24 protein-coding genes are annotated in these 21,952 nt (G+C 42.1%); 19 read left to right on the top strand and 5 right to left on the bottom strand.

The genetic code is table 11. The features are described 5' to 3' along the window. From QZ735_RS09670 to QZ735_RS09650, 5 genes are all read left to right on the top strand, one after another. Positions 1–176 (top strand): bL28 family ribosomal protein (locus QZ735_RS09670; protein ID WP_294247472.1); only part of this gene is annotated, 176 nt, incomplete at its 5' end. Positions 177–179: 3 nt separating this feature from the next. Beyond that, entirely contained in the window at positions 180–362 is a 183-nt protein-coding gene (gene rpmG, locus QZ735_RS09665) for a 50S ribosomal protein L33 (protein ID WP_056216154.1), read from the top strand. A gap of 20 nt (positions 363–382) precedes the next feature. Then, on the top strand, positions 383–535 hold the full coding sequence (locus QZ735_RS09660; protein WP_294247463.1) for a DUF4295 domain-containing protein: 153 nt from the start codon (positions 383–385) through the stop codon (positions 533–535). Positions 536–725: 190 nt separating this feature from the next. Next, positions 726–1,679 (top strand): signal recognition particle-docking protein FtsY, encoded by a 954-nt coding sequence (ftsY, locus tag QZ735_RS09655; protein ID WP_294247461.1) that lies wholly within the window; start codon positions 726–728, stop codon positions 1,677–1,679. A 59-nt stretch (positions 1,680–1,738) separates the two neighbouring features. Further along, complete coding sequence (locus tag QZ735_RS09650) at positions 1,739–2,002, top strand: GlsB/YeaQ/YmgE family stress response membrane protein (protein WP_294247460.1); 264 nt, start codon at positions 1,739–1,741, stop codon at positions 2,000–2,002. Positions 2,003–2,073: 71 nt separating this feature from the next. Here QZ735_RS09650 and sppA read toward each other — a convergent pair whose 3' ends face one another. Continuing rightward, the gene (gene sppA / locus QZ735_RS09645; RefSeq protein ID WP_294247458.1) at positions 2,074–3,831 is read right to left on the bottom strand and encodes a signal peptide peptidase SppA; all 1,758 of its coding nucleotides are present in this window, start codon (positions 3,829–3,831) and stop codon (positions 2,074–2,076) included. A gap of 20 nt (positions 3,832–3,851) precedes the next feature. Here sppA and folK point away from each other — a divergent pair, with 20 nt between their 5' ends. The 5 genes from folK to fmt all read left to right on the top strand — a co-directional run bounded on the left by folK (position 3,852) and on the right by fmt (position 10,140). After that, positions 3,852–4,268, top strand: coding sequence for a 2-amino-4-hydroxy-6-hydroxymethyldihydropteridine diphosphokinase (folK, locus tag QZ735_RS09640; protein WP_294247457.1), 417 nt, complete (start codon positions 3,852–3,854; stop codon positions 4,266–4,268). 22 nt (positions 4,269–4,290) lie between these two features. Then, the gene (locus QZ735_RS09635) at positions 4,291–5,400 is read left to right on the top strand and encodes an OmpA family protein (protein ID WP_294247455.1); all 1,110 of its coding nucleotides are present in this window, start codon (positions 4,291–4,293) and stop codon (positions 5,398–5,400) included. Positions 5,401–5,441: 41 nt separating this feature from the next. Further along, the gene (locus QZ735_RS09630; protein ID WP_294247452.1) at positions 5,442–6,896 is read left to right on the top strand and encodes an OmpA family protein; all 1,455 of its coding nucleotides are present in this window, start codon (positions 5,442–5,444) and stop codon (positions 6,894–6,896) included. Between the two features lie 82 nt (positions 6,897–6,978). Then, positions 6,979–8,880 carry an ATP-dependent DNA helicase RecQ gene (locus tag QZ735_RS09625; protein ID WP_294247449.1) on the top strand — a complete coding sequence of 634 codons (1,902 nt, stop codon included), beginning with the start codon at positions 6,979–6,981 and terminating at the stop codon, positions 8,878–8,880. A gap of 312 nt (positions 8,881–9,192) precedes the next feature. After that, positions 9,193–10,140 (top strand): methionyl-tRNA formyltransferase, encoded by a 948-nt coding sequence (gene fmt / locus QZ735_RS09620; RefSeq protein WP_294247447.1) that lies wholly within the window; start codon positions 9,193–9,195, stop codon positions 10,138–10,140. A gap of 122 nt (positions 10,141–10,262) precedes the next feature. Here the strand turns inward: fmt and ribB are convergent, their stop codons facing one another. Both ribB and QZ735_RS09610 read right to left on the bottom strand, forming a co-directional pair. Continuing rightward, positions 10,263–11,384, bottom strand: coding sequence for a 3,4-dihydroxy-2-butanone-4-phosphate synthase (ribB, locus tag QZ735_RS09615; protein ID WP_294247444.1), 1,122 nt, complete (start codon positions 11,382–11,384; stop codon positions 10,263–10,265). Positions 11,385–11,450: 66 nt separating this feature from the next. After that, on the bottom strand, positions 11,451–12,455 hold the full coding sequence (locus QZ735_RS09610) for an LLM class flavin-dependent oxidoreductase (RefSeq protein WP_294247442.1): 1,005 nt from the start codon (positions 12,453–12,455) through the stop codon (positions 11,451–11,453). A gap of 233 nt (positions 12,456–12,688) precedes the next feature. Between QZ735_RS09610 and QZ735_RS09605 the strand changes: the two genes are divergently transcribed. The 4 genes from QZ735_RS09605 to QZ735_RS09590 all read left to right on the top strand — a co-directional run bounded on the left by QZ735_RS09605 (position 12,689) and on the right by QZ735_RS09590 (position 15,075). Beyond that, positions 12,689–13,195, top strand: coding sequence for a hypothetical protein (locus QZ735_RS09605; protein WP_294247440.1), 507 nt, complete (start codon positions 12,689–12,691; stop codon positions 13,193–13,195). A gap of 11 nt (positions 13,196–13,206) precedes the next feature. Further along, positions 13,207–13,896 carry an endonuclease/exonuclease/phosphatase family protein gene (locus tag QZ735_RS09600; RefSeq protein ID WP_294247437.1) on the top strand — a complete coding sequence of 230 codons (690 nt, stop codon included), beginning with the start codon at positions 13,207–13,209 and terminating at the stop codon, positions 13,894–13,896. A gap of 12 nt (positions 13,897–13,908) precedes the next feature. Continuing rightward, positions 13,909–14,658, top strand: a complete 750-nt coding sequence (locus tag QZ735_RS09595; RefSeq protein WP_294247434.1) for a hypothetical protein — start codon at positions 13,909–13,911, stop codon at positions 14,656–14,658. A 339-nt stretch (positions 14,659–14,997) separates the two neighbouring features. Further along, positions 14,998–15,075: a hypothetical protein gene (locus tag QZ735_RS09590; RefSeq protein ID WP_294247468.1), complete on the top strand. Its 78-nt coding sequence runs from the start codon at positions 14,998–15,000 to the stop codon at positions 15,073–15,075. 214 nt (positions 15,076–15,289) lie between these two features. On the opposite strand, the gene QZ735_RS09585 is transcribed toward QZ735_RS09590, so the two are convergent. Next, positions 15,290–17,422, bottom strand: a complete 2,133-nt coding sequence (locus QZ735_RS09585) for a helix-turn-helix domain-containing protein (RefSeq protein ID WP_294247432.1) — start codon at positions 17,420–17,422, stop codon at positions 15,290–15,292. Between the two features lie 89 nt (positions 17,423–17,511). Between QZ735_RS09585 and QZ735_RS09580 the strand changes: the two genes are divergently transcribed. Then, positions 17,512–17,940 (top strand): hypothetical protein, encoded by a 429-nt coding sequence (locus QZ735_RS09580; RefSeq protein ID WP_294247429.1) that lies wholly within the window; start codon positions 17,512–17,514, stop codon positions 17,938–17,940. A gap of 444 nt (positions 17,941–18,384) precedes the next feature. Here QZ735_RS09580 and QZ735_RS09575 read toward each other — a convergent pair whose 3' ends face one another. Continuing rightward, the gene (locus tag QZ735_RS09575) at positions 18,385–18,927 is read right to left on the bottom strand and encodes a gamma carbonic anhydrase family protein (protein ID WP_294247427.1); all 543 of its coding nucleotides are present in this window, start codon (positions 18,925–18,927) and stop codon (positions 18,385–18,387) included. A 164-nt stretch (positions 18,928–19,091) separates the two neighbouring features. Between QZ735_RS09575 and QZ735_RS09570 the strand changes: the two genes are divergently transcribed. From QZ735_RS09570 to QZ735_RS09555, 4 genes are all read left to right on the top strand, one after another. Next, positions 19,092–19,970: a NifU family protein gene (locus QZ735_RS09570; RefSeq protein WP_294247421.1), complete on the top strand. Its 879-nt coding sequence runs from the start codon at positions 19,092–19,094 to the stop codon at positions 19,968–19,970. A gap of 74 nt (positions 19,971–20,044) precedes the next feature. Beyond that, the gene (gene hemH, locus QZ735_RS09565) at positions 20,045–21,067 is read left to right on the top strand and encodes a ferrochelatase (protein WP_294247418.1); all 1,023 of its coding nucleotides are present in this window, start codon (positions 20,045–20,047) and stop codon (positions 21,065–21,067) included. 205 nt (positions 21,068–21,272) lie between these two features. Beyond that, entirely contained in the window at positions 21,273–21,503 is a 231-nt protein-coding gene (locus QZ735_RS09560) for a hypothetical protein (RefSeq protein ID WP_294247415.1), read from the top strand. Continuing rightward, the gene (locus QZ735_RS09555) at positions 21,466–21,762 is read left to right on the top strand and encodes a hypothetical protein (RefSeq protein WP_294247412.1); all 297 of its coding nucleotides are present in this window, start codon (positions 21,466–21,468) and stop codon (positions 21,760–21,762) included. Before QZ735_RS09560 ends, QZ735_RS09555 begins: the two co-directional genes overlap by 38 nt. The last annotated feature ends 190 nt before the right edge of the window (positions 21,763–21,952 follow it).

Here is a 21,952-nt window from a genome sequence, read left to right as displayed (position 1 = left end):
ACAAAACGAAGCGTCGTTTTGAAATTAACTTATTAGAGAAGAAATTTTACCTTCCGGAGCAGGATAAGCACGTAACACTGAAAGTATCAGCTCATGGATTGAGAGTGATTAACAAAATTGGAATCGAAGAAGCTATTGAAAGAGCGACTAGAAACGGATTGATTAAAAAGAACTAAATCATGGCAAAAAAAGGAAACAGAGTTCAAGTAATCCTTGAATGTACAGAGCACAAAGAGAGCGGAATGCCGGGAATGTCAAGATACATTTCTACAAAGAATAAAAAGAATACAACTGAAAGACTGGAGTTGAAAAAGTACAATTCCGTTCTTAAGAAAGTGACCGTTCATAAAGAAATCAAGTAATTTATAAAATATAATTTACCATGGCAAAGAAAGTAGTAGCAACCCTACAAAGCGGACAGTCAAAGAAAATGACTAAAGTGGTGAAAATGGTGAAGTCTTCTAAATCAGGAGCTTACATTTTCGAAGAAAAAGTAATGAATGCAGACGAAGTAGACGGTTATCTGAAAAAATAATCTCCGCTTTATTTACAATATAAAAACTACTCAGCTTTTGGGTAGTTTTTTTGTTATCTTTGCTTTTCTGAGCCGGAAGCCCGGGGCTGGAAGTTGTAGCAAATACAATACACCATGGTTGTAAGTTTCAGGCTTTCCTGCCATCCCGCTCCGCCTCACCGATAATTATTAAATTCCATAATTCATAAAGATGAGTTGGTTTAAAAACATTTTTAAAAAAGAAGAAAAAGAAACGCTTGATAAGGGATTGGAAAAATCCAGCCAGGGTTTCTTTGAAAAAATGACAAAGGCCGTAGTCGGCAAGAGCAAGGTAGATGACGAGGTTCTGGACAACCTGGAAGAAATCCTGATTGCTTCTGACGTAGGAGCCTCCACCACCATCAAGATCATCGAAAGAATCGAAGAGCGGGTAGCCCGGGACAAATATGTCGGGGTGAACGAACTGGATAAAATCCTCCGCGATGAAATCTCAGGCCTGCTTCTTGAAAATCCCCATGCCGGAACAGGCAATATTGACACCTCCAAGAAGCCCTATGTCATCATGGTGGTCGGTGTGAACGGCGTCGGGAAAACAACGACCATCGGAAAACTGGCCCATCAGTTCAAATCTGAAGGAAAAAAGGTCGTATTGGGCGCAGCGGATACGTTCCGGGCTGCCGCCGTAGATCAGCTGGTGATCTGGAGCCAGCGTGTAGGCGTTACCATCATTAAACAGGAAATGGGATCAGACCCTGCTTCCGTTGCTTTTGACACCGTACAGAGTGCCGTAGCCCAGAATGCAGATGTGGTAATCATCGATACGGCAGGAAGGCTCCATAATAAAATCAACCTGATGAACGAGCTTTCCAAAATCAAAAGGGTAATGCAGAAGGTAATTCCTGATGCACCGCACGAGGTACTGCTGGTTCTGGACGGTTCCACCGGCCAGAATGCATTTGAGCAGGCCAAGCAGTTTACGGCAGCTACGGAGGTAAACGCTCTGGCAGTCACCAAGCTCGACGGAACAGCGAAAGGAGGCGTGGTCATCGGCATCTCAGACCAGTTCCAGATTCCGGTGAAATACATCGGCGTCGGAGAAAAGATGCAGGATCTCCAGTTATTCAATGGTACGGAATTTGTTGACTCGTTCTTCAGAAAGAGATGATACTGTCATCCCTGTCTGAATTACACAATCACTTATTAACTATTAAAAAATTTACGACTATGGGATTTTTAACCTGGATCTTATTCGGCCTTATCGCAGGCGCACTTGCTAAACTTATCATGCCCGGAACACAGGGCGGCGGATGGCTGATCACCATTATTCTTGGAATCGTAGGAGCCTTTATCGGCGGAGCTATCGGAGTTTATATTCTCCATTGGGGAGATGTGGATTCTTTCTGGAACTTCAGAAGCTGGATCCTGGCTATCGGAGGCGCACTGATCGTCCTCTGGATCTATGGAATGGCTACCAGGAGGAATGCTTAGCAGTAATAAAAAATTTAAAGCGGCGGATCTGAAACTTTCAGGTCCGCCGCTTCTTTGTACAATATAATCAGTTAATTGATCCTGATCTGGTAAGGCATCTCCATCTTTACTTCGGACTGAAGTTTTCTTTCTTGCATTACCTGCTGCAGGATTTCATAATTGGCCTTTCCTATTTTGTTCTTCACAACCCTTGCAGAAATTTCATCTTCGTTCAGATCATTAAAGATCTGTTCAAAAGGAGTCATCCGTTTTGGATAGGAAGAGACGGCATATGAAGTAAGCTTTGCTTTCTGTGCTGCAAATTTCACAGCATCTTCCAGTGTACCCAGCTCATCTACCAATCCGATCTGTTTTGCTCTGGTTCCGCTCCATACTCTTCCGCCACCGACATTATCGATCTGCTGGAAAGTCTGCTTCCTGTTCAGCGTAACAAAATGGACAAATCTTTTATAAGTTCCTTCCACGCTCCGGGTAATCATATTTACCCCGTAAGGTGTTACTCCGTTAAGGGAAGAATAGTACATTGAATTGGCATTGGTAGCAACAATATCGGAACGGACCCCGTTTTTATTGGCAATCTCTTTAAAATAAGGAATTACCCCGAAAACCCCGATAGAACCCGTCAGGGTATTCGGCTCGGAATAGATCTTATCTGCTGCCATGGCAATATAATATCCGCCTGATGCCGCATAGTCTCCAAATGAAACCACCAACGGCTTTTTCTTTTTCAGCTGCTGAAGCTCAAACAGGATTTCATCCGAAGCATTGGCACTCCCCCCCGGAGAATTGATTCTGAAAACAACCGCTTTTACCTTATCATCTTCCTGAAGCTGTTTAATATACTTGATGTATTTTTCGGAATGGATATCATTATAATCGTCTCCGCTATTAATGGAACCTGATGCGTAAAGCACCGCTACCCTGCCACCGGATTTTTCATCATCCCGATAAGAGGCAATATATTTCCCCAGGGAGATCTTATTCAGCCTTCCATCCGCTTTGATGCCGAGTTTCGATTTGATCAGCCGGTCATATTCAGTCTTCTGTATCAGTTTATCTGCCAGTCTATACTTCAGGCCCAGATCGGGGATCATTCCGTAAAGGCTGTCCACTATAGTCCTGAACTGTGCGGTATCCATTTTTCTGGACACTGCTATTTTTGATGAAGTATCCTTCCAGATATCATTCAGAAGCGTACCCAGCTGCTCCCTGTTTTCCGGAGAAATATCGTTTCTGATAAACGGTTCTACTGCCGACTTGAATTTTCCGTGACGGATCACTTCAATCCCGATTCCGTATTTATCAGCGAAGTCCTTGAAAAAAGCAACTTCGGTAGCAAGCCCTTTCAGTTCAATCATTCCGGCAGGATTCAGATAGTACTGATCTGCTACGGAGCCCAGGTAATAGGCACCCTGGGAAACGGCATTTCCATAAGCATACACAAATTTCCCGCTTTTCTTAAAATCCTGGATGGCACTTCTCAGGTCATCCATCTGCGTCATTCCTGCATTAAGCTGATCGGCTTCTATGCTTATACCTTTTATATTATCATCCGTTTTAGCCCGGCGGATCGCATCGACAGCATCATAAATCAATACGTTCCTGTCCTGGTCATTGAATTCAAAAAAGCCCTGCTTTTCTTCGGTAGGGCTGTCCAGTATATTGGTTTTTAAATTGATCGCAAGTACGGAATTCTTCTTTACCGTCACCGACTTCTCACTTCCCATAGCACTAAATATAAGAATCACGATAAAAAAGAAGAAAAAGACGACACACAGCAGCAGGATTGCCACTATATTTGCCAGTACATTTTTAAAAAAACTTTTCATAAAATCAATTATTTTACGATATGTCGCAGCATAAAGTGGTTTTGTTACTCGGAAGCAACCTCGGAGATCAAAAAAAAAACCTGGAAACAGCAATCAACAAAATAAAGGAAGGAAACAATGAGATATTACAATTAAGTGAATTCCTGACATCGGAGCCCGTAGAATTTGCCAGTTCCAATATTTTTTGTAATATTGCAATGATAATATCAACACAGCGTTCCCCTGTTCAATTTCTTGATTTTATTAAAGATATTGAAGCACAAATGGGGCGGGTTAACGATTCTAAAATGACGGGAGAATATACCGACCGGATTATAGATATAGACATCGTTCTATTTAATGGCTTGAAATTTGTATCAGAAAGATTGGAAATCCCACATAAGAAACATCTTTCTGAAAGAGCATTTTCCAGGATATTATTGAAAGATTTAATTTAAATCAACACATAAAACATACTGTATGAAATTAGGTTTATTATTGTTGGCTGTTTTGCCTGCTGCTGTATATGCACAAGATAGTATTGCCGTTATGTCCAATGACAGATACCCGAATACCTTCTCTTCAGGCTCATCCAACGTTCAGCCTTTTAACAACCAAGCCAGACGTTTCAACGACTGGTCTGTATCCGTCGGCGGAGGTGCCGCGCTTATGGTACATTCCGACCTTAAATCCATCTACGACAAAAAAATCAACTGGGGATATAATTCCTATGTAAGCCTTGACAAACAGATTACTCATGTTTTCGGGCTCAGCGTGATTTACCAGAGAGGGGAAACCACCCAGAAAGCAATGCTCGAAGGAGCTGCCGGAGCTGCCGCAGGTGTTGCGGAAGCTAAGACAAAATACAATCAGATTGCTTTGATGGGAGATATCAATTTCTCCAATATTTTAAGAAGGGTGGATAACCATTCTCCTTACCGATGGGCTTTACATGGATATGCCGGCGCCGGAGTAATGGGTTATAAGACATCTCTTTACGACAATGACCAGAACAGATGGAGTACCAATCCCAGAAGGGTTCCTTTGTTTATTGAGCAAAAACTTCAGTTCAACTCTTTCTATTTCCAGTTTGGTACCGGTTTGAAGTATAACGTATCCAAACTTATCGACATTGAAGCCCGAACCATGTACATCATCAGCGGTGATGATGAATTTGACGGCGGTGGATATGGAGATGCCGGAGATTACGATCCAAGTTCCAAAGTGGCAAAATACAACATGATCGATAAAAGAAGATCAGATAATATGTGGACAGTCAACCTGGGAATTTCGTTCAAACTAGGAAAGCATGCATCGCATCTCGCATGGCATGATCCTTTGCAGGAAGCCTATTACAAAGCCAATGTGCTGGAAAATAAAGAGACTGATCTTGTGGTTTGCGAAAAAGGAGACCTTGATAACGACGGTGTATGCGACGATTGGGACAGACAGCTGGATACTCCTGCTGGAGCAAGAGTAGACGGAGCCGGAGTAGCTCTTGACATGGATCTCGACGGTGTCATCGATCTTTATGACAAATGCGTAACCGTTCCGGGACCTGTAGAAAATCAGGGGTGCCCTACCAAATAATTACAACTAAATCATTTAATTAACTAAATAAAAAATACACTATGAAATTAAGTTTAGCAATTGTTGCATTTGCGCTGGCTGTTCCTACAGCAGGCTTTGCACAAGACTCAACTGCAGTAGTTTCAAACGGAGAATATCCGAATACCTTTTCATCAGGTTCTGCGAATGTTTCCCCGTTTACCAATAAATCCAAAAGATTTAACGATTGGGCCATTTCAATAGGTGCCGGTGTACCTATGATACAATCTGCAGACTTAACGTCTATAAAAAACGGTAACGGTAAAAACCTTTTCGGTTATTCTGCATATATAAGTATTGACAAAGCCATCACCCACGCTTTTGGGATCAACCTTCAATATGACAGGGGAGAGACCAGACAAGGATGGTTCAATACAAAAGATCCGGTTCCGGCAGGTGCTCCTGCTTATCAGCAGGTTGGAGCCAGAACCCAATATGATGCTATCTCATTATTAGGAGATATTAACTTTTCCAATCTTTTCAGAAGAGTGGATAACCATTCCCCTTACCGATGGGCATTACACGGATATGCGGGTATAGGTACTTTAGCGTACAGAGCTTACCAAAAAGATGCTGTCGGCCAGAGAATGGTAACGGAAATCAAGCCATTCCAGTTGGGATCCATGTTCTTCCAGGGAGGTGCAGGTCTTAAATATAAGGTAAACAGAAGACTGGATATCGAAGCAAGAGCCATGTATGTGGTTACCGGAGACGATGAATTCGACGGAGGAGGAAACAAATACAGTGCGATCAACCAACGTGAGGAGCAGGTTTCTGATAACTTCTTTAATGCAACCCTGGGTATCTCACTTAAACTAGGAAAGCACGAATCTCATCTGATGTGGCATGATCCGCTTCAGGAAATCTATTACAAACTGGATGTACTGGCTAACAAAAACCAGGATATTGAGGTTTGTAAAAAAGGAGATCTTGATAATGACGGAGTTTGCGACGATTGGGACAGACAGCTTGATACTCCTGCCGGTGCAAGAGTGGATGGTGCAGGTGTAGCTCTTGATACTGATCTTGACGGCGTAATCGATCTTTACGACAAATGTGTAACCGTTCCGGGACCTGTAGAAAACCAAGGTTGTCCTACAACTCCTGCCGGCGGACCGGTAATAGAAAACGAAACAAAGCTGGACGGTATTGAATTTGACTTAAACTCAGACAGAATCTTACCTTCCAATACTCCTATTCTTAACAATGCGGTAAGTTATATCAACTCTTCAAACGGTACTTATACCGTTATCGGAGCTACGGATACAAGAGCTTCCGAAGCATATAACCAGAAATTATCTGAAAGAAGAGCAAACAACGTTAAGGATTATCTCATCAAAAATGGTGTACAATCCGGTAAACTGAATGCAGTGGGTAGAGGTGAAAAAGACCTTAAATATCCTGAATGTGATCCTGCTACCAAATGTCCTGAATGGAAAAACAGAGCAAACAGAAGGGTTTACTTTGAAGCTAAATAATAAATTTCATTTTATTGATATATTACAAAAGTCACGCGTTGCGTGACTTTTTTTGTTGGTATACTTTCATTATTTTTACAGCATGATTTCCCAGCATGATTTTCAAGAATTAAAATTCAGGACCCTGAAATATTTCTGGGGATATGATCAGTTCCGTGATTCACAGGAAGCAGTTATCGATTCGGTCATTAATGAAAAAGATACGCTCGTCCTTCTTCCCACCGGAGCAGGAAAATCACTTTGCTATCAACTGCCGGCTTTGCTGAAAGAAGGGACCTGCCTGATAGTGTCTCCTTTGCTTGCTTTGATGAAAGACCAGGTACAGCAATTGAAATCCCGGGGGATAGAAGCCGAATACCTTTCATCCGAGCTTGACGAGTATGACGCCGAAACCATTTACGACCGCTGTAAGGAAGGACTGACGAAGATGCTGTATGTATCGCCGGAACGACTCACCAACAAACAGTTCCTCCAGCATATCGATGAAATCCAGCTTTCCTTTATTGCCGTGGATGAAGCCCACTGTATCTCGGAATGGGGCCAGGATTTCCGGCCGAGTTACCAAAACATCAAAAACTTCAGGCTCAGCCATCCGAAAGTACCCTGCCTGGCTCTGACCGCTACTGCAACCCCGAAAGTCCTGGAAGAAATCAAGCTTAAGCTTGACCTGAAGAACCCTGTCCTTTTTCAGAAAAGCTTTAAAAGAGAGAATATCAGAATTCTTTCTGAGGAAGTGTCCGATAAATTTCAGAGGGTATATGATATTCTTAAATTTACCGGGGAATCCGGAATTGTGTACGTGAGGACCCGAAAAGAAGCGGAACAACTTTCGGAATACCTCCGCAATAAACAGATGAACCATGTGGATTTTTTTCATGCCGGCCTTACGACCAAAGAGAAAAATACCCGGCAGACGGCATGGAATAACAGCTCCCGCCATGTCTTAATCTCCACCAATGCGTTCGGGATGGGAATCGATAAAGACAATGTCCGGTTTGTCATCCACTATGCTCCTGCTCCATCCATCGAAAACTATTACCAGGAAATAGGCCGTGCCGGAAGAGACGGCGGAAAGAGTTTTGCTTTTTTACTCTGGGATAAACAGGAACTTCTGAATTTTGATCAGATCCTTAAGAACCAGACGCCCGGTAAAACAGAGTTCCTCAGGATTATTACTTACCTCTACTCTATTTTCCAGGTAGCGGAATTTGAGCTTCCGGAGAAAGTGTTTCAGCTTAATATTCCCGGAATACAGAATTTCACCCGGCTGTCTTTGGCAAAAATCAAAAATGTCCTCACCTTTCTTCATAATCAGGAAATCATTTATTTCAATGAACTGAAAAGCCTTTCCTCTCTTCAGCTGCTGATGCAGGCCCATGAGATTGATCAGCTTCCATACCAGGATGCCTATTTTATTGAGCTGATGCTCCGCACCGTTTCCGGAATCACGACTCATAAGGTGATGTTCAGCGAGCAGCAGGTCAGCAACAAAATCGGCGTAAGTATTCCCCTGATCAGAGAAAGGCTGAAAGAACTCCGCCAGAAAGGTTATGTGGAATATATCGACGGTTCACAGGCCAGCATTAAATTCCTGAAGCCCCGCGACGAAAGATTGAACAAATCCGTCTACTGGAAACTATTTGAGCACATCCAGAAAAATAAGATTCAGAAATGGGAGGAAATGAAGTTCTTTATTGAAGACCGCCAATACTGCAAAATGAGGCTCATCCTGGCTTATTTCGGAGAAAAAAAATCAAAGCACTGCGGGCAGTGTTCCGTATGTGAAAAAAACCGGCAATCTGTTTTCGGTAAGAACATCTCCGAACAGATTATCAGAGTACTGACTGAAAAAGCAGCCACCATTGAGGAAATTTCCATTCAACTGAGTTATCATCCGAAAGAAGACATCCTGGAAAACCTTATTTTCCTGCTCGATTCCGGAAAGGTGAAGATGCTGAACTTCAGAACCTATATGCTGGCCTAGAAGACGGATAATAGTGAATGAATGATGAGTGATAAGATAAATGATGAATGCCAGATTGTAAGCTATTGATGAGTAATAATGGTGACAGCAACTCATGTGATTCACATCAGTATGGTTATATTCTCTGTGCTTTCAAGAATACATTTTGCTTTTCTCACCTGATTTCTGCTCTTCGTTTATAGTAAGATGATAATTACATTGAATTATAATGATATTTTTTTATAGTTCATTTCCCATTGCCTAATCATCATTCATCACATCATTCATCTGTTCCATTTGCATTGCATTTTCCCAATACCTTATCTTTGCAGTATGAAATCATTAAAAGTTGTTTTTTTAGGAACTCCGGAGTTTGCGAAGACTTCCCTGGAAGCTATTCATCAGTCCCGTCACGAAGTAGTGGGTGTGGTAACGGTTGCGGACAAAGCCAGCGGACGCGGACAGAAAATCAGCCAGTCTGCGGTAAAAGTCTATGCCGTTGAAAACAACCTTCCGGTTTTTCAGCCCGAGAAATTGAGAGATCCTGAGTTCCTGGAAGAAGTGAGGAAGCTTAATGCCGATGTTTTCGTAGTGGTGGCTTTCCGGATGATGCCTAAGGTGCTTTTTGAAATGCCGAAATTGGGTACTTTCAACTTGCACGCCTCTTTACTTCCGGATTACCGGGGCGCGGCACCTATTAATTATGCAGTCATCAACGGGGAAGAAAAAACCGGAGCCACTACGTTTTTCATCAACGAAAAAATTGATGAAGGCAATATTCTGCTGCAGGAGGAGCTGGCTGTCCTGCCCGACGAAAATGCCGGCAGCCTGCACGACCGACTGATGGAAACGGGTGCCCGCCTGGTTGTACGAACTCTTGACGGACTGGCAGAAGGCTCTATTACCGAAAAGCCGCAGCCTGAAGTGGAACACCCGAAAAATGCCTTTAAGATTTTCAAGGAAGATACCCGGATCAAATGGTCGGGAAGTTCAAAAGCAATCCACCAGTTTATTCTGGGCATGTCGCCCTACCCTGCTGCTTTTACTACGTTGAAAATCGGGGAAGAAATAAAAGGTTTAAAAATCTTCGGTGGCCGGTTTGAACTTTCAGATCACGGAAAAGAAGCCGGAACCTTACAGATTTCCAAAAATGAATTCAGCATATATACCCAGGACGGAATCTACTCCCCTTCGGAAGTACAGCTGGAGGGAAAGAAAAGAATGAGTATAAAAGATTTCCTGAACGGATTCAGAAGCTTTGAACAAATAAAAATGGCTTGAGAAGTTCTCAAGCCATTTTTATTTATAAGTCAGTTATAGATTTTGCATTGCAAATAAACAGTGAGTCTTTAGCGCATAGAAAAATTGACAAGCGTAGCGAATTCACCATTGACCATTCACCGCTACAGCTGCACCATTTCTGTCACCTCTACATCATATCCTCCTACCTGAGGCTTGATATCCGGGTTTTGGGTAATTACTTTAAACTTGTTGATGCCGAGATTTTTCAGGATCTGGGTCCCAATCCCGTAATCCCTGTAATTAAAGGCAAGCGTCGGGTATTGCTGCTGCCGGTCCTGATAATTCAGGAACTGTTGCAGCTTCCTTAACGTATTTTCAGAATTGGAAACGTTGTTGATGAAAATAATAGCTCCTTTTCCGGCTTCGTTGACGATGTTGGTTACTTTTTCCAGCAACGGCTTTTCTCCGTTATTCAGCCTTGTCAGGACATCGAAATAGGAATCGGAAGACTGTACCCTTACGAGCACCGGTTCATCTACCGTCCAGGTTCCTTTGGTCAGGGCAAAATGGATCTGATCGTTTGAAGTTTCCCTGAAAGCAAAGAAATCATATTCCCCATAAGCGGTTTTCACCTTTCTTTCTTCAATCCTTTCAATCAGGTTTCCTTTTTTCAGCTGATAATGGATCAGGTCTTCAATAGAAACGATTTTCATATCATGCTTCTGGGCGAAAGCGAACAGGTCCGGTAACCGTGACATGCTTCCGTCCTCATTCATGATTTCGCAGATCACGCCGCCTTCTTTAAGGCCCGCCAGACAGGTCAGGTCAATCGCTGCTTCGGTATGGCCGGCTCTTTTCAATACACCTCCTTTCCTTGCGCGGAGCGGAAAGATATGTCCGGGACGCATAAAATCCGTAGGATTTGATTTCTCGTCCATCAGTGCCAGAATGGTTTTTGCCCTGTCGGCAGCGGAAATTCCGGTGGAAGTCCCGTTGCCCAACAGGTCTACAGATACCGTGAATGCGGTTTCCTTAGGATCGCTGCTGCGGCTCACCATCACTTCAAGTCCCAGCTCATCACAACGCTTTTCAGGAAGCGGCATACAGATCAGGCCCCTGCCGTGTACAGCCATAAAGTTAATCAGTTCGGGAGTGGTAAGTTCTGCAGCACAAAGGAAATCACCTTCGTTTTCCCTGTCTTCGTCATCCACTACGATAATTATTTTACCTTTTCTAAGATCTTCAATCGCCTCCGGAATGGTATTTAATTTGATATCGGACATTTTTACTTTAAATTTTGACAAAGATACTCATAAAAAAAGCATCTCCCAATTTATACAAACGGTTTATTACTCGGCCACTAGGGCAGCTTTTGCTTTTCTGAAAATATGATAAGACTCCAGTCTTTTCTGATGATCGTAAATGTGGGCATTGACCATCAGTTCATCCACATTAAACTGGTCCTGGAAACGTTTCAGCTGTCCTTCCACTTCAGATTGGTCCCCTATGAACGTATACCTTAGCTTCTGGAGTACCATAGAGCGTTCCATCGGCGACCAGATATCGTCCATGTTTTCTACCGGCGGCGCAAAAGGCTTCCTGTCGTTCCGGACGATATTGATAAAAGCCTGGAACAGCGTAGTGGACATCTTATGGGCTTCTTCTGAAGTTTCAGCCGCAATCCCGTTGACACAGGCAATAATATACGGTTTTTCTGAATAAGAAGAAGGTTCGAAATGCTCACGGTAAATATTGAATGCCATTTCCATCTGCTCCGGGGCGAAATGACCGGCAAAAGCATACGGAAGCCCAAGCTCTGCCGCGAGGAAGGCACTGTCGGTACTGGACCCCAGGATGTACAACGGAATATCCAGCCCTTCTCCCGGAATGGCTCGTACGAGAGCGTCCGCATTTTCTTTGGAAAAATATTTCTGCAGTTCAAGGATCTGCCTCGGGAATTGCTGATTGATGGCCGCAGGGTTTCTTCCCAATGCCTGGGCGGTTAATCCGTCTGTTCCGGGTGCCCTTCCCAGACCCAGATCGATTCTTCCCGGAAAAAGGGATTCTAGGGTTCCGAACTGTTCGGCAATAACAAGTGAGCTGTGGTTTGGAAGCATAATTCCTCCGGAACCCACCCTGATGGTCCGGGTACCGTTGGCAATATAACCGATCAGTACCGAAGTGGCGGAACTGGCAATGCTTTCCATATTATGATGCTCGGCCAGCCAGAATCTTTTGTAATCCAGGCTTTCGGCATGCCGGGCCAGGGACAGGCTGTCCTGGAAGGTATCGTTGATGCTTTTCCCCTGTTTTACAGGAGCAAGGTCCAGTACGGAGAGTTCAAAATTTTTCATGTTAAAACGTATATATTATGAAAAAAGGATATCCTCCTTCACAATCAATTTTTAGATTTAATTTTACGAATGACAAAGATAAAGCTAATAAATCACATTAGTTACTTTTTGTAATTGATAGGATTGATGGTGATGCAAAGGGAAAAGCTATTGGATATTCAGTTTTTAATAAAACTCTTTTAATAAAAATCTATTTACTGTACATTTGAAGTCTAATTTAATTCAAACTAACCATGAAAAAAATATTCATTCTGATTATTGTGTGGATTTTTACGGGGAAACTATTCTCTCAAAAAAATTTAAATATTCCTGCTCAGTTTCCGACTGAGTACGGAACCTTCACCTTTCCTTTAGGCTCTAAAATAATGTTGGAATTAAAAGAAAATGGTAATATCTACGAATACAGGGTCTTGAGCATGGAACAGTATAAAGAATATTACCCGCTAAGTAAAGAAAAAAATATATTTTCAAAAGTGGTAAAAGAAAATACGATTGAGATATTTTTTACCGGAGCTTATTATAACGAAGGAAAAGAAGATGAAGACTGGAAGTCCGTTCTGTTATTAAAAAGCAATGTGAAATCTCCTTTACTCTACAAGGCAGATATAAAATATTATTTTAAAGATGGATTTGAAAATACTTCTATTTCAGATCTTTATCCCAATGTAAAAACCAGTGAAATATGGGCGCATAAAATTGATTTCATTACGTTATATGATTTTGAAAAAATAAAGAAATAATAAGCTTACTATTGAAAATTGCAACCTTAAATATTGACTGGGCCAGGAGAAAAGGTAGTTCTGAAACCGCAGCATTCCTGAATCGGTTTAATTTCGATTTTCTTATTTTAACCGAAGCTGTAGACCTGAAGCTTGATAAATTCCCTTATCAATATTACTGTTCGCCCATCCCTGAAAATACGGTGTATGAAAACCTTAATTACACAGAGTATCTGAAAGGTAAAAGAGCATTCCGGACTATTCTGTATTCGAAAATTCCATACTCAAAAAAATATCCGGTTGCCGATCAGAACACTAATCTTGCCCTGGAATTCGAAACGGCATCAGGAACTGTTGTCTTCTACTGCACCATTATCGGCACCTGGTTCAACAGGCAGCCTTTTGCTGATAAAGAGCTGTGGAATACCATCTCGGACTGCCGAAAAATCCATGCGGAAAATACCAACCTGTTTATTATTGGAGATTTCAATACCTCTTTCAGATCCGGTGAAGAAAAATTCAGCATCAGCAGGAAAACAACTGCAGCTTTAACAGCTTTGTTTGATGATCTGCAACTGATAAACACGACCAGGCAAATCAGAGAAAACATTGATCACATCGTTGTCCCGGAATGCTTTGCCGGAAATATTACAGAAGCCGCAACTTTTGTAGATAAGCATATCGTGAGTGATCATCAGGGCATTTTTATTTCAATTTCATAAAACATAACATCAATGGGCCGGAATACTGAAATCTATACTTTTGACAGGGAAAAAGCAAAACAAAATCTATTACCTTTCATCAGCGATCAGGTTTTGCACCGGAAATCTTTTCTTCAGTTTCTGAATGAAAGAAAAAAAGAATGCGGCGAAAGCATCTGCACAGACTTACATCAGGTTGCCCGTGTCATTTCTGAGGACATCAATGACATCAGACCTAACGATCTACTGGAACTTATGTTTTTCTTTGATGAAGAAATAATCTACAATAAGGATATCCCGGAAAATGATGCCGCAAATTACGGAATCAGGATGCTGGATGAACTGCCTACCAAAACAGTATGCACAGGCTATATGTTCCAATACGGAAACTATACCCATCATTATCCTATTGAAGAAATAAATAAGACAGATGCGGGAATGAACATCTCTGCTGAAGATTTTCTGGGATTTAATGCCTATATCATGCTGCTTACCAGAAAAATACTGGACAGCGGGATCGACGGCTATTCATATACAGAGCAAAATTTTACAGATACTGAAAAAAGAATATATCAGGAGATCTACCGGAAATTTTCAGATCAACAGGATTTCCTGAACGTTGTTGAAGAAGAATTTTCCTATCTTAAAGAAAGTTTCGCAAAAGATGATAACGGAGCAGATGCGCAGACCGTTTGGTACGCCCTTGATTTTTTTTCAAAATCAGTAGAGATGCATCAGCAGATCCATCATCATCAGGGAAGAGTGGTTATCCTGGATTATTGATTATAGCCAAGAATACCTTTATTTGCTGTTATGTAGCATCTTTTATCTGACAGATAGTATCATAAAAATTCAATATGCCATATTTCCTGAACTCCTGTTATTATCTTTCAAAAAATTATCATTTTGTTTTCACACAATATTTCATATAATCATCACATCATTCTAATTTCTTCAACTTATGTGTATCAAATCCAGGAAGATAAGTATATATAAATTCATACTTACAGTTAATTATACATATAATAAAAACAAATTAGACACGTATATATAAAATTATATATTGGTAGTAAAATATAAATAATAAATACAAAACTGACACTGACTATAGAATAGTCAGTAATTGAGAAGGCAAAGAAATATAACCTTGGAAAAGAACGCAGCTTTTCGGATTTAATTGAAAATTACTTAAAGCATTAACAGCATCAGAATAAGACCATGATCAACAAGAAAGTACATTCCGGTTTCAAAGATTCTGAAGATGCCCTGCAGAACTTTCAGCGCAAAACAGAGCCGGTATCACTTTAATCATTACAAGAAATGTAAAAGAGTATAAGACAAGCCGTCTTTCCATAATGGATCCTGAAACATACCTGAACCTCAGGCATTCTAACCGCTGAGGTTCAGATTGATGTTATGATGTCCTGTTTTTCTCTTTCTGGAAATTGAAATGATTGATCAGGATCCTGATTTCATTAAACTCAAAATGGCTGGGCAGCGCATTTTTCCATTCGGTTAAAGTTTCCTTCGGGTCTTTGTAGAAAAGTTCTTCAAAAGCCCTGATTTTATCGGAGGTGATGACCCTGGAAATATCGAGCAGGCCCTGTTCCGCAAATTTTGCCAGGTGGCCGATCACCGTTTCTTTCACCAATCCCCTTTCCATCGCAATTTCGCCTATCGTTTTTCCCTGTTCAAACAGCTGGAACGTAAGCACCTGCGACGGCACCTTGGCGATTTTCATACTGATTTCCTTATCATTTTTCTCCTCCAGCAATTTGCTTTCCAGTAAATGGACTGTTTTCAGACTGTTCAGGTATTCCTCAAGGTCTTCCAGCCATACCCTGAATTCTTCATTGTACTGCTTCAGCCCTTTTGCTCCTTTTATCTCCGCATAAAAATCTTTCAGCGGACTGAAGATCTTATCCCGTACTTCTGTGAAAAAGAAATTAACGGCACCTTTAGCTTTGTTCTCTATTTCCGACCACTCTTCCTTATTTTCGATAAACAGGTTCAGCTTCTGGAAGATAATCCGTTCCAGTTTTTCAAAGATTTTACCAAGGCTTACTGCTTCATGCCTGATCTGAAGATACAGTTGATTGGTTTTTACCTGATCGATACTTTTTGTCTCTGCTGAATGTCTGTTCCAGTCCTCCACCTCTTTCAGCAGCCACTGGGAATCGAGGGTACGAAGTACTTTCCTGATGCTGTAATCGTATTTTTCCTTATTCAGGATGGCTTCCACATGATCATTGGCGTGGGTATCGCCCTGGAATTTCAGGATGCGGTTGTCTTTAAAAATTACCTCCGGCGTTATTTTTGATTTCAGGACGATGCCTTCGAGGGTACGGCAACGGGACAATGCCACATACACCTGCCCTGCCGTAAAGCTTTTTCCGGCATCAATAATCACCCGGTCGAAAGTAAGTCCCTGGCTTTTGTGGATTGTAACGGCCCATGCCAGCTTGATCGGGAACTGCTCAAAGCTTCCGAGGACTTCTTCCTTGATATTTTTATCCTGGTCCAGAAAGTATTTTTTCTGTTCCCAGACTTCCCTTTTCACCGTGATTTCCCTTTCGCTTCCGTCGAGGATCACTTTGATCTCGTTTTCTTCCAGTGCGGAAATTTCTCCCAGTTTCCCGTTGAAATATCTCTTTTCCCCGGAAATATCATTCCGGATAAACATGATCTGGGCACCGATCTTAAGATCCAGGAACTGTTCATTGGGAAACTGGTTTTCCCTGAACTCCCCGAAAAGCTTGGCTTCGTAGGTAGTGGCGGTGCTTTTGATCTGGTCCAGCTTTTCCTGGTTGATATCGTCCGCCATCTTGTTATGGGAACACAGGTATACGTAAGGTTCATCCTTTGCATCGAATCCGGGATCATATCTTTCATTCAGGCTGTCGAAATCAATCTGGTCTACATCACCGTCACGGATGGCATTCAGAATGGCCAGGAAATCTTCATCGGACTGCCGGTATACTTTGGTAAGTTCGATGGTAATAAGCGGAATTTCCTTAATGGCATGACTGTCGAAAAAGAAAGGTGAATCATAACAGATCTTGAGAATATGCTCGTCGCGCACCACCGGCGGCAGCTGATACAGGTCACCGATGAACAGCATCTGGACACCGCCGAACCGCTGGTTGTTCCTCCTGATGAAACGGAGGGAGAAGTCCATCATATCCAGGACATCGGCCCTTAGCATGGAAACCTCATCGATAATGATAACCTCCACTTCACGGAGCAGCTTCAGCTTATCCTTGCGGTACTTAAAATGCGGCATCAGGTCGGCGATATTATTGGCCATACTGGTATCGATCCTTTCCGTGGTCGGCAGGAAAGTCCTCAGCGGAAGCCCGAACATGGAATGTATGGTTACGCCGCCTGCATTGATGGCGGCAATCCCTGTAGGTGCAATCACGATATGCTTTTTCCGGGTACGCTTAACGAAATCGTTCAGGAAAGTGGTTTTCCCGGTTCCTGCTTTTCCCGTTAAAAATACACTCCTGTTGGTATGCTCTATCAGTTCAAAAAAATTATTATTCATCACCGTCAAAATTACAAAAAATGAAATGTAATTCCTTATCTTGGCATATGATTTGGAAAATCTTCCGGATAACAAGAGAAAATTATTATATGAAAATCCCTGTATCAGCCGTCTGTGCGCTTCTCTTTATGGCTTCGTGCACTTCTACAAAAATCCCTGATGCCAATCTACCCAAAGATATTTCCGAAAGGCCGGCCGATGAAAACAGCCAGAAATATGACCAGGCCCAGCTGGACAAGATGCGGGCATCCATTGAATCTGAAATTTCAAAGGAAAAATGTACCGACGCAGCCAACTGGACCTTCTCGCCGATCGGCGCCAAAGCCTGCGGCGGCCCCCAGGCTTATATAGCCTACCCTAAAGACAAAGAATCCGAAATTCTCCCTAAGATCAATGAATACACGGAAAAAATAAAGGCCTTTAACCAGAAATACGGCATCGTCTCTGACTGTATGATGGTAAATGAGCCTACCGGAATCAGATGCAATAATGGAAAAGCAGAATTAATCAATCCGTAATCTGTTCCTATTTTATTAAAAAGCATTGCGCTATCCGGCAATGCTTTTTTGTATCTATGCTTAATTTCTTATGATCAGGAAATTCACCTGTACGGCAAAATGTACCATTCAGCATGACTCATCATGTACGGCCAATTTTTTATTTTTGAAAAATAAGATGCCGGCAGGTGTGTCAATGTACTCCGGAAAAACTGTATCCGTATCGTTGAGTGCAACCAAGCCAAATTCCATATAAGCTCTGTCTTTACCGGCACACTGTTCTATTGCATGGTGATGCTATCCCGGTAATATCCCAGCGGAAGATACAGTATTCAGCCTGCAGATGGTCATTGGAAAATGGGAAACCGGTATTTGGTGATGTGTTCTGTAAAAGCTCTACGCCTGCCCATTTTCAGAGACTGATTGTCAATATTATGATTCAAACAAATTGACCGGCAAAACACATTACCATTCCCCATTCACTTCCTTACCATTTTCTTTATACCAGGAAGAATATTTCACGTAATTATCGGCAATCCTGTTTACTTCTCCTTCCAGGAGCTGGGAGTTGATGTCTTTGATTTTCCTTGCCGGTACGCCGCCCCAGACTTCCCCGGATTTGATATGCGTTCCCTGGGTTACTACGGAACCTGCGCCAACAATGGAATTCTCCTCTACCAGGCAGTCGTCCATAACGATGGATCCCATTCCGATGAGCACATTATCCTGGATGGTACAGCCATGGACAATGGCATTATGGCCGATGGATACATTATTCCCGATATTCAGCGGATGTTTCTGATAGGTGCAGTGCAACATGGCATTATCCTGTACATTGACTTTATTGCCCATTTTGATGTAATGGACATCGCCCCTGATCACGGCATTGTACCAGATGCTGCAGTCTCTGCCCATCGTCACGTCACCGATGACCGTTGCCGTTTCCGCAAGAAAAGTATTCTCCCCGATCTGCGGCGTGTTTCCTAATATTTCTTTGATAAGTGCCATATTTTTATATTGAAAATTTGATAATAAGTTGATTTGAAAATACGTCCGGCTATTGTGTTTCCGGATTCCGGCGCTCCAATGATGCCGATAGCAAAAATCTAACTTCCGGTACCTGCCTCCTAATTTCTAATTGCGTATTTTTGTATCTCAAATTTAAAGAAAAAATGCGTACGATACTTATAGAGCCGACCGAAAACCCGAAAGTAATGAAATTTGTAGCGGATTATAACCTGATCCCCGGTTCCCTGGAACTGGACAGAAATTCAGATCTTTCAGAAATTCCTATGGCCCAGGAGCTTTTCAATTACCCGTTTGTGGAAAGGGTTTTTATCACTGCTAATTTTGTAGCAGTGGCCAAGCAGGATACCGTAGCCTGGGAACATGTAGCGGAAAGCCTGAAAAATGTTATTGAAGATGAACTGCTTGCCAACCCGAGGATTTATCTTCAGAAGAAAAAAGAAATGTACCAGGTTTATTCTGAAATGACTCCGAATCCGAATGTAATGAAATTCGTTTCCAATAAACTATTACTGGACGGTTTTGTAGAGGTAAAATCCAGGAATGAAGCGGAAGGCGTTCCTATGGCACAGGCGATCTTCAATGAATTCGATTTTGCGAAGGAAGTTTTTATTTCCGATAATTTCGTAGCGGTGACAAAAGACCATTCCGTAGAATGGCATGAAGTAATGATTACCGTCCGTGCCCTGATTGCAGAATACCTTCAGAACGGCGGTGAAATTTCCAACATCGAATCCCAGAAACATGAAAACCCGGTAGAGAAAATCATCAACCGGGAATATACCGATGATGAGCAGAAAATCTCCGACATCCTGAATGAATATGTAGCACCGGCGGTGGAAAACGACGGCGGAAAGATTTCCCTGATGGAATATGACCGGGACAGCAAAACGGCCAGAATGCTTTTACAGGGGGCGTGCTCGGGATGCCCCAGCTCTACCGCTACCCTGAAGAACGGGATTGAAAACATTTTAAAGCAATTTGTTCCGGATCTTGTGGAGCAGGTAGAAGCCGTAAACGGATAAAAAACACAGATCATGGGTAACAGGTAATGATTATTAATGATTGCTTATTACCCATTGATTATTACTTATATCTTATGAAAGGAATTTTATTAGTCAATCTCGGTTCACCGAGATCTACGGAGGTAAAGGATGTAAAAGAATATCTGGATGAATTCCTGATGGATGAAAAGGTGATCGACTACCGTTGGATCTTCAGGGCTCTTCTGGTACGCGGGATCATCCTGAACACGCGACCGCCAAAATCAGCGGCTGCCTATAAAACGGTATGGACGGACGAAGGTTCCCCGCTGATCGTGATCACTGAGAAAATCCGCAAAAAACTGCAGAAGGTGGTAGACTTCCCTGTGGAGATCGGGATGCGGTATGCCCAGCCGAGCATTGAAGCAGGAATCCAAAAACTGGTAGACCAGGGCGTAAAGGAAATTGTTCTTTTCCCATTGTATCCCCAATATGCAATGAGTACGACAGAAACGGTAATTGATAAAGCAGAGGAAGTAAGAAAGGAAAAATTTCCGGATGTAAAAATCAATTATATCCAGCCGTTCTACAACCGTGAAATCTATATCAACTGCCTGGCGGAAAGCATCAGGGAAAAGCTGCCGGAAAATTTTGATGCCCTGCAGTTTTCTTACCATGGTGTCCCGGAGAGGCATATTTATAAAACAGACCCTACCAAAACCTGTAACCTTAATGACTGCTGCACCCGCGACAGCAACCCGAGCCACCAGTTCTGCTATCGCCATCAGTGTTTCAAAACCACCGAAACGGTTATTGAGAAGCTGAACCTGCCGAAGGAAAAGGTAATTGTCTCTTTTCAGTCAAGACTGGGAAAAGATAAGTGGATAGAACCTTATACCGATGAAACGTTTGAAACCATTCCCAAAAGAGGAATCAAAAACCTGGCAGTTGTCTGTCCGGCCTTCGTATCGGACTGCCTGGAGACCCTGGAAGAGATTTCAGTAGAAGGGAAACACCAGTTTACTGATGCAGGCGGTGAAAATTTCCATTACATTCCCTGTCTCAATGATGAAGACCGGTGGATTGATGTCGTAAAGGTCCTGTGTGAAGAAAAACTGAATGAATTTTATTTTGTATAGATGATGACCTCCGTTCCCGGAGGTTATTTTTTTTAAAAAAATATAATTTATAGATCTACCCCCCCCTTTATTTTACATATAAATTCAAATAAAATTTATAATATTTAATAAATACCCCCTAATTTTTATATATTAAAATCAAATATTACAATATTTTTCTTACCTTTACCCCATCAAACTACATCATCAACCTTAAAAAATTAAAATGATGAACACAACCGCAGAAATTTTAAAAAGCAAAATTGAAAATTTCAATCCTGAGATGCTGGAAACATTGGCGAAAATGATGGAAAGTTTTGAGGTAAAAAGCCAGGTTGCCATTTCACAGTTCCACCTTGATGAAATTCTATACCGCATCCGGTTCCATAATGAAAATCCCGCTACGAAACTGGATTTTTATGAAAATATTTCTGAACTCAAGAGATATTGTGCATAGCATGAAAGTATTGCTCTCGTCCATCGCTAAAAACGACATAAGGCTGCTTATGCGGATTTTCAATGCGGATAAAGAAAATAAGGGAGATGATTTTCTGGAAAGCCTGAAGGCGTCGATCGACGGAATCCTTCAAACCGAAAACCCACACAACAGGTGTGAAGAAATTTTAGTGAGCACAATGCCGGATTTCCCCGTGAACATCCATTACATTTTCGAGGACAGGGAAAATCTGCTGATCACTGCAATTTTCAAAACATAAATCTGATATTTTCAGACTGTTATTATATTGTCACCTTACAGGAATCTCCTGTAAGGTTTTTTATTTCCTGCAGGAACTCAACCGCTACCTTACCGGTGTGCGGAATTCACCGTATCCCATCAGTCCGTCATAATTCCTTCCGAAGGGCGCATAGTACAGAAATGCCTGATAAAGATTTTCCGTCTGCCAG

The organism is uncultured Chryseobacterium sp. (genome assembly GCF_913776365.1).
Lineage (GTDB): Bacteria > Bacteroidota > Bacteroidia > Flavobacteriales > Weeksellaceae > Chryseobacterium.
This window is presented reverse-complemented; position numbering and strand designations above follow the sequence as displayed.

Bases quoted from the DNA above. Each gene is read 5' to 3' on its own strand.
- QZ735_RS09555 (WP_294247412.1), top strand. From the start codon at position 21,466: ATGAAAATATTTCTGAACTCAAGAGATATTGTGCATAGCATGAAAGTA.
- QZ735_RS09585 (WP_294247432.1), bottom strand. From the start codon at position 17,422: ATGAATAATAATTTTTTTGAACTGATAGAGCATACCAACAGGAGTGTA.
- QZ735_RS09625 (WP_294247449.1), top strand. From the start codon at position 6,979: ATGATTTCCCAGCATGATTTTCAAGAATTAAAATTCAGGACCCTGAAA.
- sppA (WP_294247458.1), bottom strand. From the start codon at position 3,831: ATGAAAAGTTTTTTTAAAAATGTACTGGCAAATATAGTGGCAATCCTG.
- fmt (WP_294247447.1), top strand. From the start codon at position 9,193: ATGAAATCATTAAAAGTTGTTTTTTTAGGAACTCCGGAGTTTGCGAAG.
- hemH (WP_294247418.1), top strand. From the start codon at position 20,045: ATGAAAGGAATTTTATTAGTCAATCTCGGTTCACCGAGATCTACGGAG.
- ftsY (WP_294247461.1), top strand. From the start codon at position 726: ATGAGTTGGTTTAAAAACATTTTTAAAAAAGAAGAAAAAGAAACGCTT.
- rpmG (WP_056216154.1), top strand. From the start codon at position 180: ATGGCAAAAAAAGGAAACAGAGTTCAAGTAATCCTTGAATGTACAGAG.
- QZ735_RS09580 (WP_294247429.1), top strand. From the start codon at position 17,512: ATGAAAATCCCTGTATCAGCCGTCTGTGCGCTTCTCTTTATGGCTTCG.
- QZ735_RS09610 (WP_294247442.1), bottom strand. From the start codon at position 12,455: ATGAAAAATTTTGAACTCTCCGTACTGGACCTTGCTCCTGTAAAACAG.
- folK (WP_294247457.1), top strand. From the start codon at position 3,852: ATGTCGCAGCATAAAGTGGTTTTGTTACTCGGAAGCAACCTCGGAGAT.
- QZ735_RS09560 (WP_294247415.1), top strand. From the start codon at position 21,273: ATGATGAACACAACCGCAGAAATTTTAAAAAGCAAAATTGAAAATTTC.
- QZ735_RS09630 (WP_294247452.1), top strand. From the start codon at position 5,442: ATGAAATTAAGTTTAGCAATTGTTGCATTTGCGCTGGCTGTTCCTACA.
- QZ735_RS09660 (WP_294247463.1), top strand. From the start codon at position 383: ATGGCAAAGAAAGTAGTAGCAACCCTACAAAGCGGACAGTCAAAGAAA.
- QZ735_RS09570 (WP_294247421.1), top strand. From the start codon at position 19,092: ATGCGTACGATACTTATAGAGCCGACCGAAAACCCGAAAGTAATGAAA.
- QZ735_RS09595 (WP_294247434.1), top strand. From the start codon at position 13,909: ATGGGCCGGAATACTGAAATCTATACTTTTGACAGGGAAAAAGCAAAA.
- QZ735_RS09605 (WP_294247440.1), top strand. From the start codon at position 12,689: ATGAAAAAAATATTCATTCTGATTATTGTGTGGATTTTTACGGGGAAA.
- ribB (WP_294247444.1), bottom strand. From the start codon at position 11,384: ATGTCCGATATCAAATTAAATACCATTCCGGAGGCGATTGAAGATCTT.
- QZ735_RS09635 (WP_294247455.1), top strand. From the start codon at position 4,291: ATGAAATTAGGTTTATTATTGTTGGCTGTTTTGCCTGCTGCTGTATAT.
- QZ735_RS09575 (WP_294247427.1), bottom strand. From the start codon at position 18,927: ATGGCACTTATCAAAGAAATATTAGGAAACACGCCGCAGATCGGGGAG.
- QZ735_RS09650 (WP_294247460.1), top strand. From the start codon at position 1,739: ATGGGATTTTTAACCTGGATCTTATTCGGCCTTATCGCAGGCGCACTT.